The following is a 16,400-nucleotide window of genomic DNA, read 5'->3' on the forward strand; positions in this document are numbered from 1 at the left end:
GGCCGACATGCACTCCTACCGACTCGACCTCGACGAACCGGTCTCGGGGGCCCACCTCGACGAACTGAACCGGCGGGTCTACTACATCTCCGAGGCCATCACCGGCTTCCGGCTCGTCCCCGGCGACGGCGACGCGGTCGACGCCGTGGAGGTGACCACCGAGCACCCGGTCGACGCGGATGTCCTGGGCAAGAAGCTCAGGCACGTCGTCGACACCGAAGTGCGCCCCCAACTCCGGACCCCGCCCAAGGTGCTGTGGCGCTCCGCCACGGACCGCACCCCGCGGCCGGACACCTTCGCCGGGCTGCTGGCGGACGGCGTGGTGCACGAGATCGGACCCGGACAGGTGGCGCTCGGCGCTCCCGCCCTGGCCGCGCTCGACGCGCTCGACGGACTGCTGCGGGACATCGTCCGCGAGGAGTTCGGGGCCCGCGAGTACCGCTACCCGACCCTGCTGCCGGTCACCGCGCTGCACCGCAGCGGATACCTCTCCTCCTTCCCGCAGCACATGATGTTCGCCGCCCGTCTCGACGGAGACGTCGACACCTACCGGGCGTTCGCCGAGGAGGTCGGGGCACGGGACACCATCGGGGACCGGGTGCTGCACCGCTGCGCGCCGGTGGACCGATGCCTGCCGCCCACGATGTGCTACCACACCTTCGACCAGTTCGCCGGGACCACCCTCCAGGACGAGAACACCGTGGTCACCGCCAGGGGCGGCTCCTTCCGGCACGAGTCCCGCTACCACGCGACGCTGGAGCGGCTGTCCGACTTCACCATCCGCGAGACCGTCTTCCTGGGGACGGCCGAGTTCGTCCGCGAGGCCCGGGACCGGTTCCGCCGGCGTGCCGTCGAACTGGTCCGGGAACTCGACCTGGCCGGCCGGTGCGAAGTGGCGAGCGACCCGTTCTTCGCCGGCGCGGCGACCGCGCTCCAGGTCTCCTCCCAGCGCCTGCTGGAACTCAAGCACGAACTCCACCTGGACGTCGCCGCCGGGGACAGCATCTCCGTCGGCTCGTTCAACTTGCACGAACAGCACTTCGGCGACGCCTTCGGCATCAAGGGGCCGGACGGCGCCACGGTGTACTCCGCCTGCGTCGGCTTCGGCCTGGAGCGGTTCACCTACGCCGTGCTCTGCCAGTACGGGTGGGACGTCACCGACTGGCCCGCACCGCTCGCCGAGCGCTGCCGCACCACACCACAACCGGGCAGGGGAAAGTGATGACCGATACCGACCAGATCCAGCGGGTGGCCGTCCTGGGCGCCGGCACGATGGGCGTCGGCGGTGCCCACGCCTTCGCCGCGGCGGGCCTGTCGGTGGTGCTCGTGGACACCACGGACGCCGCTCTGTCCCGGGCGCGTGACCTGATCGCGCAGAACGCCCGGATGTACGGGATACTCGACCGCGAGCTGGGCAGGAGCACCCCCGAGGAGGTGCTGTCCCGGATCGAGTTCCGGACCGGTCTCGACGGCCTCGCCGACGTCCAGTTCGTCGTGGAGAACGTGACGGAGAACTGGGACATCAAGGAGAAGCTGTACCGCGAGATGGACGCGGTGGCACCGGAGCACTGCGTGTTCGGCGTGAACACCTCGGCCATCCCGATCACCAGGATGGCCTCGGTCACCGGCCGTCCGGACCGGGTGGTCGGCACCCACCTGATGAACCCCGTGCCGCTGAAGAAGCTCGTCGAGGTGATCCGGGGCTTCCACACCTCGCCCGAGACGATCGAGCTCACCCGCGGGCTCTTCCGCACCGTCGGGCAGGACATCGTGGTGGTCGAGGACTCCTCGGGCTTCGTCACGAACCGCGTCGCGATGCTCAGCGTCAACGAGGCGATCCTCCTGCTGCAGGACAACGTGGCGCAGGCCGGCGACATCGACCGGCTCTTCCGGCACTGCCTCGGTCACCAGATGGGTCCGCTGGAGACCGCGGACCTGATCGGCCTGGACACCGTCCTGTACTCGCTGGAGGTCCTCCTGGACAACTTCAACGATTCCAAGTTCGCCCCCGCGCCGCTCCTGCGCAAGCTGGTCGCCGCGGGCTGCCTCGGCCGCAAGAGCGGTCGGGGCTTCTATTCGTACGAGCCGGTCAACACCGGTAGGAAGGCCGAGGCCTGATGACAGACGACATCGCCAAGACCGTGCGCACATTCATCGGCGAGCACGTCCGCGACGCCGAACTGGGCGACGACCACGACATCTTCGCCACCGGGAGTGCCAGCTCGCTGTTCGCCGTGCAGCTCGTGATGTGGGTCGAGCGGACCTTCGCCATCATGGTGGAGCCCGCCGACCTCGACATCGAGAACTTCCGCACGGTGAACCACGTCGTGCGCTTCGTGGAGTCCCGCCGGGCGGCCGCTGCCGCCTGACGAACGGTTCCAGCGTACGTCAGCGCCGTGTCAGCAGGCCTCGACAAGATGTCCGTATCGGGGCCTGCCACGGCCTTCTCCCCATCCCTCCCACACCCTGCAGACTTGGAGAGTTCGACGTGACGAACCCCTTCGACGACCAGGACAGCACGTTCCTCGTGCTCGTCAACGACGAGGGCCAGTACAGCGTGTGGCCCGCCTTCGCCCCGGTGCCCGAGGGGTGGACGGTGTCACTGGGCGAGAGCACCCGGGAGGCCGCCCTGGCCCACGTGGAGGAGCACTGGACCGACATGCGGCCCAGGAGCCTGCGTGAGTCGGCCGCGGGCCTCGGCACCTGACTCGCCGCGGACACGGCCGTCACTCGTGGAGACCGCGATCAGGGCCGAAGGCCTGCGCAAGCGCTTCAAGGGGCACCAGGCCCTCGACGGCGTGGACCTCAGCGTCGCGCAGGGCACCGTCCTCGGACTGCTCGGCCCGAACGGAGCAGGCAAGACCACCACCGTACGCATGCTCAGCACCCTGCTGGAACCGGACGGCGGCCATGCCGAAGTGGCCGGATTCGATGTCGTCCGCCGGCCCGAGGAGGTCCGCCGCAGGATCGGCCTGGCCGGCCAGTACGCGGCCGTGGACGGGCTGCTCACCGGCCGCGAGAACCTCACGCTCATCGGTGTGCTGCTGCACCTCGGCCGGCACGGCGCGCGCCGCCGGGCCGGAGAACTGCTGGACCAGTTCAACCTCGTCGGGGCCGCCGACCGGCCCGTCCAGACCTACTCCGGCGGCATGCGGCGCCGGCTCGACCTCGCGGCCTGCCTCGTCGCGTCGCCCTCGGTGCTCTTCCTCGACGAACCGACCACCGGACTCGACCCGGTGAGCCGGACGGCGCTGTGGAACGCCGTGCGCGATCTGGTGGCGGACGGCGTGACCGTCCTGCTGACCACCCAGTACCTGGAGGAGGCGGATTTCCTCGCCGACCGCATCGCCGTCGTCGACGCCGGCAGGGTCGTGGCCGAGGGCACCCCGGACGAACTGAAGCGCTCCGTCGGACCGGACCGGCTGGAAATCCGGGTGGCGGGCCCGGGCGCGGTCGCCGAGGCCCTGGAGGCCCTGCGGACCAACGCGCCCGACGACCTGGCCGTGAACGGGGAGGAGGGCACCATCGTCCTGCCGCTGGGCGCCGGCATGGGCAGCATCGCCGCGGCCGCCACGGCACTGGAGAAGGCGGGGGTGAGCGTCGTCGACTTCGCCGTGCGCCGGCCCACCCTCGACGACGCCTTCGCCCGGATCACCGGACAGCAGAGCTGATCCGGCCGCGTCCGGCGGTACGAGGACCTTCCCCCCCGTCGTCCGACTGGTGGGGGACGGACGCATGACGGAAAGTCGTGCATGACACGGGGGTGATTCATGCAGAGAATTCATTTCACGACGGCTGACCTAGCGCGCACACGGCTCCAGTCCACCGCCGGACCGGAGGTGGAGGTCGGACTCGCCCAGGAGCTGTTCACACGTGGAGCCGGCTCCGCGTACGCGAGGTGGAAGCGTCAGGTCCACGCGAGGCTGCGCGCGAGATCCGGCTCGCAGCCGACGGCCGCGATCGGCGCGGCCGACTTCTGGCGGGCCGCGGTGGCCCCGTACTGGAGCCGGGTGCTGGCCCACTGCGAGGCCGAGTACGACGCCCGCGGCCGGATGGTGATGGCGGGCGGTGTCGAGCAGCTGCTCGGCGGGCTGGGAAGACGAGCCGTCTGGAACGGTCAGGTGCTGGAACTGCACGACGGCCCCGACGGAGACGTCCGGCTCGACGGACAGGGCCTGGTACTCAGCCCGTCCGTGTTCCTCGCCCACCGCCCCGCCAGGCTCTTCCGCGCGGACGAGCAGGACAGACCGGCCGTGCTGGTCTTCTCCGCACCGCTGACCGTGGAGCAGTCGGCCGTCCTGTGGGACGACACCTCGCTTCCGGTGCCGGCGCTGGGCGCCCTCGTCGGCCAGACCAGGGCGGCGGCCCTGCGCGAGCTGCGGGCGTCGCGCACCACCAGCCAGCTCGCCGACCGGCTCGGCGTCTCGGTTCCCTGCGCCAGTCAGCACGCCGCCGTGCTGCGCGGGTCCGGGCTGATCACCACCAGGCGGGTGCGCAACACCGTGTTGCACTCGGTGACCCCTCTCGGGGTGGCGCTCCTGGACGGCAGGACGGCTTCCCCGAGATCTTCCCCGGGCCCGGTCCTCGACTCGAAGCCGGTGCGGTAGTCGGCCTGGGCCTCAGGTCACCGCGCCACTCACGAGCGTGGTTTCCGCGAGGCCGCTGAAGATCCCGATGCGATCCGGGCTGTCGCCGTCAGGCGGCAGCCCGGATCCGTCGTGCGGTGCCGTCGCGGGTGGACGCCCCGGTGGACGTCAGCGGGCGGGGCCGGCTCTCCGACGACACGCGAACGGCTCCGGCTCCACCGCACGAGCGGCGGAGCCGGAGCCCGGCATCCTCGTCCCACAGGATTCGGCCGCGGTCAGGCCCCGACCGGCCACACCCGGTACTCCCGCTTGCCGTAGACCAGCGGCTGGAGGTCGGGGAACGGGGTGACCCGCAGGACGGCGCCGAAGACCACGAGGTGGTCCCCGCTGCGGTGTTCGGCACTGACCCGGCAGTCCGCGATGGCGTGCGCGTCCCGGAAGAGATGGGGGCCGCCCGCGTACGGGTCGGTCGGGTCGTGCTCCCAGCACACGCGGTCGAAGCGGTCGGGGGCACCCGAGGCGAAGAGTTCGGCGACGGGCCGGGCGCCACCGTGGAGGAGGTTCACCGTGAACCGGCCGGTGTCCAGGACCGAGCGCAGGGTCGGGCTGCCGATCCGCAGGCAGACCAGGAGCGTGGGCGGATCCAGTGAGACGCTGCACACGGAGGAGATGGTCATCCCGTGGGGCGTGCCGTTGTGGTCGGCGGTGGTGAGGACGGCCACCCCGGTGGGGAAGCCGCTCATCATGGCGCGCTGGCCCTCGGCGACGGACGCCGGGGGCGGGGCCGTCGACCGCGTGGATCTGTTCATTCGGGTGAGTTCGGTCACGGGGGTGCTGCTCCCTGGGACGACGGACGCGGCCCCGCTGCGGTCGCAGCGGGGCCGGCGGGCTCAGCGGCGCATGTGCGTGAAGTACTCGTACTGCGTCGGGAGCCGGTCGATCAGAGCGGCGGCCTGGTCGTGCACCGACTGGAACTCCTTCTGGGCCGCGCTGTCGTCGGCGAGCGCGAGCGCCGGGGACGCCTTGAGCTCGATGCCGCCCATCCCGAGCAGGATGCACATGTAGGAGTACGGCGGCAGCCCGTGGTAGTACGGGAAGACCGACTCGCTGTCCGGCAGTTGGTGCTTCCAGTGCTCGATCCGCTCGGCCAGCCCGTCGGGCAGCTTCCGGGTCTTGGCGTCCTTCCAGTACTGGGTGTCGTCCCGCGCCGCGGCGGCGTAGTGCAGGGCCAGGAACTCGCGGACGCCGTCCTGCACATGGGCGATGGCGCTGTTGTAGCTGTTGCGGTGCACCGGGTTCCAGTCCGGCCCGGGGAAGTTCTTGACCAGCTGCTCGGCCGCGTGGTGGATGAAGAAGATGCCGGTCGACTCCAGGGGCTCGACGAAGCCGCTGGTCAGGCCGATGCCCACGCAGTTGTTGACCCAGGAGCGGTTGCTGCGGCCGATGCGCATCTTGATGTGGTTGGCCTCGACGTCGGCCGCGCTCGGGCCCACGAACGCGCGCAGGGTGCGCTCGGCCTCCTCGGCGGACAGGTAGTCACTGGCGTACACGTACCCGGTGCCGATGCGGCCGTAGAGCGGGATGGTCCAGATCCAACCGGCGTCCTGCGCGGTGGCGGTGGTGCACGGACGGATGCCCCGCGCCTGCATGTCCTGCGGCACCTGGAGGGCGACCGCGCTGTCGTTGGGCAGGGTGTCCTGGTAGGAGATGAAGGGCTCCTGCAGCGCCTTGTTGAGCAGGACGCCGCGGAAGCCCGTGCAGTCGATGAACAGATCGCCCGTCAGCTCGCCGTGCTGGGCGGTCACCACACTGCTGATCCAGCCGCGTTCGTCGAGCTTGACGTCCTTGACGTCGTCGATGATGTGCTTCGCGCCGCGCTCCACCGTGTAGGCGGTGAGGAACTTCGCCAGCAGCGCGGCCTCGAAGTGGTAGGCGTACGGGAACTGGGTCTTGCCCTGGTGCTCCGACATCGTCAGGCCCTGGGGCTCTTCGGCGTGCTCGTCGAACGGCTGCGAAAGCATGGCGCCGCTGAGGTGACGGGGGCTGCGCTCGGCGTCGCAGATGTTGGCCATCACGAAGCAGTCCGAGTCGAACCGGTCGGTGCGGCCGTTCTTGAGCCACCAGTCCGTCAGCGGGAAGCCGTCGACGGACCGCATTTGCTCGAACGGGTGGTAGAAGTGGTGACCGGGCTTGCGCCAGTTCTCGAAGCGGACCGCGAGCTTGTACGTGGCATTGCACGCCGGCATCCAGTCCGATTCCTTGAGTCCGAGGAACTCGAAGAAGTGCCGGATGTCGCTGAAGGTGGCTTCACCGACGCCGATCGTGCTGACCTTTCCGGATTCGACGAGGGTGATGTCGATCCGGTCGCCGAAAGCTGCCTTGAGGTACGACGCGGTCATCCAACCGGCTGTACCGCCCCCCACGATCACGACTCTCTTAAGCATCGAAAAACTCCGATTCTGCGATGAGATGGTTTCCGATGGGCTGCAACGCCGTAAGAGCGAGCCTAGGTTGGCATGGCTTCGTCCACCACCTTGTTAAGTGGTGGACGAAATACTCAGGCGAACGGGGGCGACGTGGGGGCGGTTCGGCTCAGTCCCGGCTGCCGATGGCCGCGGAGGGTTTGGTGCGAAGTGCCATTCGGGCGGTCAGCAGCGTCGTACCGAGCGTCAGGACGAGCGCGGCCGCGAGGACAGCGAGCAGGATCGCCGGCGGACCGGCGGGCAACGCCCGGCCCAGCACGGACTTGCTCAGCGGAACCAGGGTCGCGGCCGCGACGAGCATGCCGAGCGTGAGACCGGCCAGTGCGGTCAGCAGCGCCTCCACGGTCATCATCCGCAGCACCTGGCCCCGGGTCGCGCCGATGAGGCGCTGCAGGGAGAACTCCCGGCGCCGCTCGCCGGTCGCCATCACCAGGGAGTTCACCAGGGCGATGACCGCGTACCCGACGACCGTGGCGACCAGGAGGTACGCCACCCAGGTCTGGGTGTCGTTCTGCTCGGCCGAGGCGGTGACCAGGACCGAACGGTCGGCCGCGCGCAGCCCCGGTTGCGGTGCTCCGGGGCCGGTGAGTTCGGCGGCCAGACGCGTCGCGCCGGTGCCGGGATCCGCCGCGACCAGGATCTGCGGCACCAGGCCGTTGGTCGTGTGTTCGGCCACGACGGAAGCGGGCATCAGCGCCGCTCCGTACCCGCGCTGGTCCCCGACCGTCGCGACCAGGCGGGGCTGCACCTTGGTGCCGTCGCCCATCCGCATCGGGATCTGCTCACCGATCCGGTGCCCCGAGGCGGCGGACTCGGGCAGCGCCACGGTGTCCTCGCCCAGGTCGGCGAGACTGCCGCTCAGCACCTGGATCGCCGTGGTGCGTTCGATGCCCTTCGGGCTCACCCCGGTGATGTGCAGCGGCGTCCCCTTCGGCTTCTGGCCCTTGCCGGTGTAGGCGTCCATCTCGGCCTTGGACGGTTCCAGGAAGCCTGAGCTCGGCACGTAGGCGGAGGCGGCCGCCACGCCGGGCTTCCCGGCGATGCCGTCCGCCAGGGCGGCGGGCATTCCGCCGGTTGCCGAGGTGAGCACCAGATCGGCCCGCAGGTTGTCCTCGAACGCCTGCTGGGCACCCCGGTTCTGGGTGGTCTGCAGGTAGATCAGGGCGATGGCCATGCCGGTGGCGAGCATGACCGGCATGACCGCTCCGGCCAGCCGGGTCGCCCGGGCCTTGGCGTTGAGCAGGGCCATCTGTCCGGAGAAGCCGGTGAACGCTCGCACGGGCCAGTGCAGAACGGCCGTCATCAGCCTGGTCAGGGTGGGGCCCAGCAGGCCGAAGCCGGCCGCCCACAGCATCGCGGCCGGCGTGGCCGTGCCGCCCGCCTTCGCGCCGTCGATGCTCATCGTGACGAACGAGAGGGTGGCGGCGCCCGCAAGACAGAGGACGGCGAAGAGCACCCGGATCCAGTTGAGCCCGCGACGCTGGAGGGTCGCCTCGGCCAGTGCCTCGGTCGGCCGGGTGCGGGCGGCGGCGCGGGCCGCGATCCAGGCGGCCCCGAGCGCGGTCAGTACGGCCGCCCCGGCGCCCGCGAACAGCGGGATCAGGCCGGACCGGTGGATCAGCTCGCCGGGCACCACACCGGCGTCGATGAACCGGCCCAGCAGCCAGTTCCCCAGACGCGGCCCGGGCACGCAGGCCAGGGTGGTGGCGAAGACGGCGACGATGAACGTCTCGGCCAGCACCATCCGCCGGACCTGGCCGGGCGTCGAGCCGATCGCGCGCAGCAGTGCCATCTGCCGCTGCCGTTGCTGCAGCGACAGACCGAGCGTGCTGGCCACCACGAACACCGTGACCATGGCGGCCAGACCGCCGAACACGGCGGACATGGAGACCAGGTTCTTGCTGTCGGTCACGACGCGGGGGAACTCGGCACGGCCCCGTTCGTCGCCGGTGAGCAACGAGACCTGGGCGCCGGCGAAGGCGCTGTCGAGCGCGGCCCGCACCCGGCCGGTGTCGGTGCCGGGAGCCACGAGGACGCCGATGGAGTCGATCTTGCCCCGCTGAGGAGCGTACCGAGCCGCGTCGGCGTCCGACAGGAACAGCGTCTCGGCCGGGCCGGGGCCGTTCACCAGTCCGGTCACCCGGTACGCGGCCGTGGTGCCGTGCAGGCCGAGCGTGACCTGGTCACCGGGCTTCGCGCCGGCCCGCTCGGCGAGCCGTGCGTCGAGCGCGACCTGGTTGGTGCCGCTCGGTGCGCTGCCCTGGACCAGGCTGTACGGTCCGAGCCGGGTGGAGTCCCAGCCGTGGCCGGTGGCGGTGACCCCGCCCTTGCCGCCGGCCGGGACGACGACGGCCGGAACGGAGACGTCCGGCACGGCCGCCTGGACGCCCGGTACGGCCGCGGCCTCGGACACGGCGGATTCGTCGAGCCGGACCCGCTCCCGGAAGACCTTGTTGGCCCCGGGGTAACCCTGGTCCCCGGTGACGACGATCGTCGCGCCCCGGAGCCGTTGCGGCTCGGCCAGCCCGCGAACCCCGGTCTCCAGCAGCCCGCCGCAGGCGATCACGATGGCGGCGCCGAAGAACAGCGCGATGAACGAGGCGATGAAGCCGCCCTTGTGGAACTTCAGGGAGCGCAGTGCGAGACCGATCACTGGGCTGCTCCGTACTGCCCGTCGTGCACCGACTCCTGGGCCCAGGCACCGAGATGGGTCATGCGCTCGGCGACCTGGTCGGCGGTCGGGCGTTCCAGGGCGTCGACGATCCTGCCGTCGGCGAGGAAGAGGGTGCGGTCCGCGTGGGCGGCGGCCACGGGATCGTGAGTGACCATCACGATGGTCTGCCCGGCCCATTGGACGGCCTCGCGCAGCAGACCGAGGACCTCGCGGGCGGTCCGGGTGTCCAGGGCTCCGGTCGGCTCGTCGCCGAACACCACGGCGGGCCGGGTGGCGAGAGCGCGGGCGATGGCCACGCGTTGCTGCTGGCCGCCGGAGAGCTCGCCGGGGCGGTGCTTCTGCCGTGAGGTGAGGCCGACGCGCTCGATGACCTCGTCGACCTCGCCGGCGTTGGGGCGGCGTCCGGCCAGGCGTAATGGCAGGGTGATGTTGTCCCGCACGCTCATCGAGGGCATCAGGTTGAAGGCCTGGAAGACGAAACCGACGCGTTCCCGGCGCAGTTTGGCCAGCTCCTTCTCCTTGAGCCGGGACAGCTCCACGCCGTCGAGCTGCACGGAACCGGACGTCGGCCGGTCCAGCCCCGCGGCACAGTGCAGGAAGGTGCTCTTGCCCGATCCGGACGGGCCCATCACCGCGGTGAAGGTGCCCCTGCGCAGGCTGATGGTGACGCCGTCGAGAGCGGCCACCTTGTTCTTGCCGCCACCGTAGACCTTGTGCACGGAGTCCAGGTGGATGACCGCATCAGTCGGCCCGGACGGTGTTCGGTGCATGGGTTTCCCCGATTTCTGTCGGTTCTGTGGATGTCCCGGCGCGGCGCTCGCCCGCCAGGTGGGAGAGCGGGCCCGGGCGGTGGAGAACGGCCTTGACCTCTGCGAGCGGGTCAGGCGGCGGGCGGAGCACCGCCTGGGCCACGGTCAGGTGCAGTCGGGCGGCGGCCAGGAGGAGCCGGGCGACGAACGGGAGCAGGAGGAGGGCGACGAGCGCGAGGGCCAGTGCCCCGGGCAGCGAGTGGATGCATGCGAGCCTGCCGCCCGGGCCGATGACACTTCCGGAGATGTCCATGGCCGGGTACCAGAGGGGGAGCGTGAGGCCGCCGAGGCAGACCAGCCAGGCGGCCAGTGCGAAGAGGTCCAGGGCCAGCAGGGGAGGGAACAGCAGGATGAGGTAGGCGCAGTCGCGGGCGATCGCGGGATCGGCGCAGCGGGTCCTGATGTGGGCGGGCAGGCCGGGCTCGGTGACCTCGTCGTACCGGTACGGGATCGGTTGCCCGAGGAGGAACGCGGCGCGGCCCCGCTCGACCTGGGCGCAGCCCCTGATGATCCACGCCGAACCGATGATCAGCGGTACGGTCACCGTGAGTTGGCTCAGTACCACGCCGCCCAGGAAGGCGGCCGTCGCGACGGCGAACAGGGCGCCCCCGACCAGGGGATAGCCGGCGAGGTAGCCGGCGGCGAGCCAGGGGGCGCTGGATAACGGAAGTCTGACCAGGGAGCCCTGCGGGCGCAGGCGTCCGAGGGAGGGCTTGCTCACTCGATCCTCCGCAGCATGTCGTCGATCGAGCTCACCTTGCCCTTCAGCTCTGCCAGTTCGGCCAGGAGGGCTTCCTGTCGGTCGACGGCCTCTTCGGCGAGCTTGCGGTACGAGGCCATGGCCACGGCGTCGGCGCGGTGGCGCTGCAGTCTGAAGTTCGAGACCACCGCCGCCGTGATACCTCCGACGATGATCAGGACGATGGCGATGGCGATAACGGCGCCGGTCATTTTTGAGGCCCCCTCATGACGTTCTAACCTTCCTCGTCCGCAGGCCCGTCGGCCGCACCTGCCCGCTGCTCGTCGGTGTGCAGGGCCTCCAGGATCGTCTGCACGTTGAGGTGCAGATCGAACGGCACCAGCTCGAAGTACTTCAGGGCCTTGCCGTCGTTGGAGAGCTCCAGGTGGCCGACTACCAGACCGGCCTTCTCCAGGCGCTCCAGGTGCATGTAGAGCAGGGGGCGCGACATGCCCAGCTGCCGGGCCAGTTCACTGACGTACATGCGGCCGCCGGCCAGTCCTGCGATGGCCCGGAGCCGCTGGGTGTGGCCGACGGCCGAGAGGAGGGCCAGGAGTTCCTCGCTGGTCAACGCCTCCACCTCCCCGCATGCCGGACTGTATGTGTAAGTCAAATCTTACACATGCTAGAAGGTCAGTCAAACAGGGCCGGGCGTGCCCGGCGCCGGCAGCCCGGGGCCGGGCACAGCACAACGGGCCATACTGCCGACGGCGTCGTCGGCAGTATGGCCCGATCGGGGCCCGCCATGTGCGGGGTACTACCGGGACAGCGAGGAGCGCTCGGGCTCGTTCCGCGCGGACACGCCGTGGAGTTCGGGCGAGTGCGGCGAGTGCGCGGGCGCGGGCTCGACGGCCTCCGGCCCGAGCAGCCGCAACAGCGGCCGTGTCGCGATCGTCGTGACCAGCGCGACGATGGTGAGGATGCTGAGCAGCCGCTGGTCGATGATGCCCGCCTGGTAGCCGATCTGCAGGATGACGAGTTCGGTCAGGCCACGGGCGTTGAGCAGCACACCGAGCATGAGGGCCGGCCGCGGGCGCATGCCGGTGAGGACGGCGCTCAGCGCGGACCCGAACACCTTGGTGGCGACAGCCAGGACGATCAGGGCGGCGAGGGCCAGCATGGAGTAGCGGTCGAAGCGCAACGCCCCGAGATCGATGGTGAGCCCGAACCCGAAGAAGAAGAACGGCAACAGCACGGCCTTGGACGTGGCCGACAGCCGGGTCGCCGCCCGGGCCGTGCGGGCGTTGCACGCCGGCCACGCCAGCCCGGCCAGCAGGGCCCCGACCAGCTGGTGCACGCCGACGAGCGTGGTGAGGGTGGCCGTCGCGGCCACCCCGCCCGCCAGCAGCACCAGGACCGTCGCGTCGCTCCCGTCGCCCTCGTCCGACAGGGCCCGGGACCGTGCCCAGGCGGCCAGCCCCTTGCGCAGCGGACCGAGGAAGACGACCGTGAGCACGGCGGCGAACAGGGCGTTCCAGAGCACGTTCGCGGGACTGCTCCCATGGACGACCGCCAGGATCGCGGTGAGCACGAGCCACACCACGCCGTCCCCGAGCGCGGAGGCGATCAGGCTCAACTGCCCCTGACGCGTGTGCGTGAGCCGCAGGTCGGCGAGGATGCGGGCCAGCACGGGAAGCGCGGTGACGCTCAGCGTGCATCCCACGAACAGGACGAAGGCCGTCGGGTCGCCCGCCGTCCCCGCGAACTCGTCGACGAGGGGTACCGCCACCGCGGCGCCGACCGCGAACGGAATGAGCAAGGACGCCTGGGTCACCAGCAGCACCTGCGGCCCGATGCTCCGCAGGCGCATGCCGGTCAGTTCCCGGCCTACCCCGAACATGAAGAACACCAGCCCGACCTGAGCCAGCCCGTCCAGCATCGGCAGCGTGTTCGCCGGGAACAGCCAGTCCTTCACCTCCGGTGCGAACCGTCCCAGCACCGTCGGCCCCATGGCGAGCCCCGCGCAGATCTCGCCGACCACCCGCGGTTGCCCCAGCCGGTCGGCCAGCCACCCGCCGAGGAAGGCGGCGAGCAGGATCGCCGCCACCGCGAGGAAGAAGTGACCGCCCTTGTCGAGGCGCGCCGCTTCCCGCACGGCCGCCACGCCCGGTGACTCCGCACTCGCGGCCGCCACCGCGGCCCACACGATCACCGCCAGCGGCAACACGGCCATCACGACCGTGACGGCGCCCAGCCCACGTCTCACCCGCACGTACGTCCCCCAGTGATCGAGCGTCTTCGGAACGAGGCCGGCCGGAGCGCCGGCGCTCGTCGTCGGTCTGCCGCGCGTGCCTATCGGTCCCCCGGTTCACCCCGCTCGGCGCACGCCTCCCGTACCAGCTCGTACGGCGGCGCGTCCGCCAGGTAGAAGTGCCCGCCGGGCACCATCCGCTGCCGGAACGCCCCCGTGGTCACGTCCGCCCACTGCGCCACCTGCTCCGCTGTCACCCGGGGGTCGCTCGTCCCCGCCACCGCCGTGACGGAACAGCTGAGGAGTGCCCCCGCCCGGTGCTCGTAGTCGCCCAGCATCCGGAAGTCGGCCTGGACGTACGGCAGGATCAACTCACGGAACATCGGGTGATCCAGCAACTCGGTGTCCGTGCCGCCCAGCTCCGTGAGCGTCGCGATGACGCTCTCCTCGTCCATCCCGGCCGCCCGGGCATCCCGCCGCACCAGATGCCCCGCGCGGGCACCCGACACGAACAGGTGCGACAGCCGGGCTCCTCCGGCCTCCAGGGCCCTGGCCGTCTCGTACGCCACCACCGCGCCCATGCTGTGTCCGAACAGGACGGTGGGCCGGTCCAGCAGCGGCCCGACGGCCGCCGTGATCTCACCCGCCATCGCCACCAGGTCGGTGGCCGTCGACTCTCCGAACCGGTCTGCCCGGCCCGGGTAGCAGACCAGGTGCACCTCCAACTCGGGCAGCCCCTTGTGCCAGTCGCGGAAGAAGTGGGACGACCCGCCGGCATGCGGAAAGCAGATCAGTCGCATCGCGGCGAACGGCCGCGGCTCGCGGCATTCCGTCCAGGACATCGTGAGGCCTCCCTGCTCGCCGCCCTGCCGACCACGTCCGGCTTCTCCGGGGATCCGGTCCCATTGCATCAGGCGGTCACTGACAATCGGCTGACAGCGGGCCGCGCTACCGCAGCGCGGTCGCCGAGACGGAATTGCCGGGGACGCACGGGGGCCCGACCGTCCGGAGGTGGCTCCGGCTCTTCGCATACGGCGACCTCGAACTCGGCTTCTGCCGCTGCCGAAGGATCACGAACGTCGTGGGGCTGACGGGCGACTTCCACGACTGCCCGACCCCGACGCACGAGACGACACCCCGACGAGTGCCGTCAGTACTCATCAACCTTTCTCCCCCGGATCACCGCAGCCTGCCTCCCGAAGCAGTGGACGAACGCCGTCCACTCTCGTGAGCAGAGCCACCAGTTGGTGATCACCGGCTGCGACAGCGGCCTGCTCACCCCGTGCGGCGGGAGCTGACCGGCCCCGGCGGATCTGCGGGTTTCGGTCCGCCGGGCCAGGCGGGGCCGCTACGGTGAGGCCGTGTCCGCGCCTGATCCGATACCGGCCCCCGCTCCGCCTTCGGTGCCGCCCCCGCCGAGCCCGGGGCAGCGGCTGCGGAGCCGGTGGGCCAGCCGCCATGCGCTCGGCAGGCTGCCGTACTGGGTGCTGACCCGGGCCAGTTGGGTCCTCGGGCTGTGTGCGGTGCTGTTCGGGCTGAACGCGATCCTGCTGGAGGGGCACGCGGCGCAGGCCTACGAGGTGATGGTGGGCATCACCTCGCCCGCCGATGTCCGACCGCAGTGGTGCGCCTGGCTGCTGTCCGTCGTGGGCTGGGGCGCCATCCCGGCGTTCGTCGGCGCCATGGCCGGCTACCTGGTGACCGCGCAGATCCACACGCACCAGGCCGAACCCCTGGAGGAGGTCGTGCGCAGGCTCCGCGAGCTGTCCGAGCCCTCGACGCCGCCGGGGGCGGGGTCGTGATCACGCTGCACGACCTGCACAAGCAGGGCGGTGCCGCGGAGGCCGCGGTGATGGCCTTCGGCCATGTCCATCCGCGCCGCGGCTCGGGCGCCACGCCGGAGCCGGAGTGGGAGAAGGCCGAGGACCACTGGAGGAAGCTGGTGACGTTCGTGCTCAAGCACGCCGCCCCGGGTGCGAAGAGCACCACGACCCAGGCGCTGCGCTGGGCGGAGCGCGCCGGGCTGGACCTACTGCTGACGTTCCGTGCGACGCCCGGCTCGCGGTGCCCCGTCTGCACTGGCCTGGGCGAAGGCTGAGGCCCTACTGTGGATGGCGACATGGTGGAGAACCTGGAGAACGACGATCTCCGGCGTGCGGCCGAGGTCCTGCGCGGCGTGCTGTACCTCGCCCAGCCCAAGGCCGCGCCCAAGGCCCTCACCAGCACCGCCCGGGCCATTGCGCATCGGGCCGGCGACGGCTCGGCGCTCGACCGGGCCACCCCCGAGGCGGCCGGCCTGGCGGCGCCGGTGAAGCGGTCGAGCCGGTCGGCGCACGTCGACCTCACGGGCGCCGCCCTGCCCGGAGCCGATCTGTTCGGCGCCGATCTCCGCGGTGCCAAGCTGAGCCGCGCCAATCTCAGCCGCGCCAATCTGTTCGCCGCCGATCTGGCCGGAGCCGATCTGATCCGGGCGAACCTGAGCGGCGCCGAACTGAACGCCGATCTGAGCGGTGCGAACCTGAGCGGTGCCGACCTCAGCGGCGCGAACCTGAGCGGAGCCAAGCTGAGCCGAGCCGATCTGACCGCCACCGCCCTGAACGACGCCGATGTGCGCGGCGCCGATCTGAGCGGTGCCGATCTCAGTGGCGCCAACCTGAGCGGTGCGGACCTGAGCGGCGCCGATCTGACCCGCGTGAACCTGAGCGGCGCCAACCTGGTCCGTACGCGCTGGACCAGGGCGACGCAGTGGCCCGGCTACGCGGCCCAGCGGCTGCTGGCACTGTCCGACGAGGTGGAACCCGGCGTGTTCCTGGTCCGAGGAGAGCCGACGGCCGATCGGACCGGATTCTCGGCCTGATCCCGGACTCTGACGACCCGTCAGGTGCCTGGGGGAGTCGTGGTGGCGGCTCCGGCGGATG

At 71.1% G+C, this 16,400-nt stretch carries 18 protein-coding genes; 9 read left to right on the plus strand and 9 right to left on the minus strand.

Annotated elements, in window-relative coordinates:
- Positions 1–7: 7 nt before the first annotated feature.
- The 6 genes from ACFU74_RS00785 to ACFU74_RS00810 all read left to right on the plus strand — a co-directional run bounded on the left by ACFU74_RS00785 (position 8) and on the right by ACFU74_RS00810 (position 4,607).
- Positions 8–1,222, plus strand: a complete 1,215-nt coding sequence (locus ACFU74_RS00785) for a hypothetical protein (RefSeq protein ID WP_380749567.1) — start codon at positions 8–10, stop codon at positions 1,220–1,222.
- Positions 1,222–2,118 carry a 3-hydroxyacyl-CoA dehydrogenase family protein gene (locus tag ACFU74_RS00790; RefSeq protein ID WP_380749570.1) on the plus strand — a complete coding sequence of 299 codons (897 nt, stop codon included), beginning with the start codon at positions 1,222–1,224 and terminating at the stop codon, positions 2,116–2,118. The genes ACFU74_RS00785 and ACFU74_RS00790 overlap by 1 nt, the downstream gene beginning before the upstream one ends.
- Complete coding sequence (locus ACFU74_RS00795; protein ID WP_380749573.1) at positions 2,118–2,369, plus strand: acyl carrier protein; 252 nt, start codon at positions 2,118–2,120, stop codon at positions 2,367–2,369. Before ACFU74_RS00790 ends, ACFU74_RS00795 begins: the two co-directional genes overlap by 1 nt.
- A gap of 119 nt (positions 2,370–2,488) precedes the next feature.
- Positions 2,489–2,707, plus strand: coding sequence for an MbtH family protein (locus ACFU74_RS00800; protein ID WP_380749576.1), 219 nt, complete (start codon positions 2,489–2,491; stop codon positions 2,705–2,707).
- A gap of 25 nt (positions 2,708–2,732) precedes the next feature.
- A complete protein-coding gene (locus ACFU74_RS00805; RefSeq protein ID WP_380749579.1) occupies positions 2,733–3,671 on the plus strand; it encodes an ATP-binding cassette domain-containing protein in 939 nt (312 codons plus the stop codon).
- A 168-nt stretch (positions 3,672–3,839) separates the two neighbouring features.
- On the plus strand, positions 3,840–4,607 hold the full coding sequence (locus tag ACFU74_RS00810; protein WP_380749582.1) for an ArsR/SmtB family transcription factor: 768 nt from the start codon (positions 3,840–3,842) through the stop codon (positions 4,605–4,607).
- A 254-nt stretch (positions 4,608–4,861) separates the two neighbouring features.
- On the opposite strand, the gene ACFU74_RS00815 is transcribed toward ACFU74_RS00810, so the two are convergent.
- The 9 genes from ACFU74_RS00815 to ACFU74_RS00855 all read right to left on the minus strand — a co-directional run bounded on the left by ACFU74_RS00815 (position 4,862) and on the right by ACFU74_RS00855 (position 14,324).
- A complete protein-coding gene (locus ACFU74_RS00815) occupies positions 4,862–5,395 on the minus strand; it encodes a flavin reductase family protein (protein ID WP_380749585.1) in 534 nt (177 codons plus the stop codon).
- An 81-nt stretch (positions 5,396–5,476) separates the two neighbouring features.
- A complete protein-coding gene (locus tag ACFU74_RS00820) occupies positions 5,477–7,030 on the minus strand; it encodes a tryptophan halogenase family protein (protein ID WP_380749588.1) in 1,554 nt (517 codons plus the stop codon).
- A gap of 148 nt (positions 7,031–7,178) precedes the next feature.
- The gene (locus tag ACFU74_RS00825; protein WP_380749591.1) at positions 7,179–9,722 is read right to left on the minus strand and encodes an FtsX-like permease family protein; all 2,544 of its coding nucleotides are present in this window, start codon (positions 9,720–9,722) and stop codon (positions 7,179–7,181) included.
- Positions 9,719–10,513, minus strand: coding sequence for an ABC transporter ATP-binding protein (locus ACFU74_RS00830; RefSeq protein ID WP_380749594.1), 795 nt, complete (start codon positions 10,511–10,513; stop codon positions 9,719–9,721). The genes ACFU74_RS00825 and ACFU74_RS00830 overlap by 4 nt, the downstream gene beginning before the upstream one ends.
- Entirely contained in the window at positions 10,485–11,273 is a 789-nt protein-coding gene (locus ACFU74_RS00835; RefSeq protein ID WP_380749597.1) for a sensor domain-containing protein, read from the minus strand. The genes ACFU74_RS00830 and ACFU74_RS00835 overlap by 29 nt, the downstream gene beginning before the upstream one ends.
- Complete coding sequence (locus ACFU74_RS00840) at positions 11,270–11,503, minus strand: hypothetical protein (protein WP_380749600.1); 234 nt, start codon at positions 11,501–11,503, stop codon at positions 11,270–11,272. The genes ACFU74_RS00835 and ACFU74_RS00840 overlap by 4 nt, the downstream gene beginning before the upstream one ends.
- A gap of 23 nt (positions 11,504–11,526) precedes the next feature.
- Positions 11,527–11,871, minus strand: a complete 345-nt coding sequence (locus ACFU74_RS00845; protein ID WP_380749603.1) for an ArsR/SmtB family transcription factor — start codon at positions 11,869–11,871, stop codon at positions 11,527–11,529.
- Between the two features lie 177 nt (positions 11,872–12,048).
- A complete protein-coding gene (locus ACFU74_RS00850; RefSeq protein WP_380749606.1) occupies positions 12,049–13,497 on the minus strand; it encodes a cation:proton antiporter in 1,449 nt (482 codons plus the stop codon).
- 86 nt (positions 13,498–13,583) lie between these two features.
- Positions 13,584–14,324, minus strand: a complete 741-nt coding sequence (locus tag ACFU74_RS00855; RefSeq protein ID WP_380749608.1) for a thioesterase II family protein — start codon at positions 14,322–14,324, stop codon at positions 13,584–13,586.
- 519 nt (positions 14,325–14,843) lie between these two features.
- On the opposite strand from ACFU74_RS00855, the gene ACFU74_RS00860 reads away from it, so the two are divergent.
- From ACFU74_RS00860 to ACFU74_RS00870, 3 genes are read left to right on the plus strand one after another with little or no spacing between them, the layout of a single operon-like run.
- On the plus strand, positions 14,844–15,284 hold the full coding sequence (locus tag ACFU74_RS00860) for a DUF6313 family protein (RefSeq protein WP_380749611.1): 441 nt from the start codon (positions 14,844–14,846) through the stop codon (positions 15,282–15,284).
- Positions 15,281–15,580 (plus strand): hypothetical protein, encoded by a 300-nt coding sequence (locus ACFU74_RS00865; protein WP_380749613.1) that lies wholly within the window; start codon positions 15,281–15,283, stop codon positions 15,578–15,580. Before ACFU74_RS00860 ends, ACFU74_RS00865 begins: the two co-directional genes overlap by 4 nt.
- Before the next feature lie 21 nt (positions 15,581–15,601).
- Positions 15,602–16,339 carry a pentapeptide repeat-containing protein gene (locus tag ACFU74_RS00870; RefSeq protein WP_380749616.1) on the plus strand — a complete coding sequence of 246 codons (738 nt, stop codon included), beginning with the start codon at positions 15,602–15,604 and terminating at the stop codon, positions 16,337–16,339.
- The last annotated feature ends 61 nt before the right edge of the window (positions 16,340–16,400 follow it).

This window comes from Kitasatospora sp. NPDC057500 (assembly GCF_042802195.1).
GTDB lineage: Bacteria > Actinomycetota > Actinomycetes > Streptomycetales > Streptomycetaceae > Kitasatospora.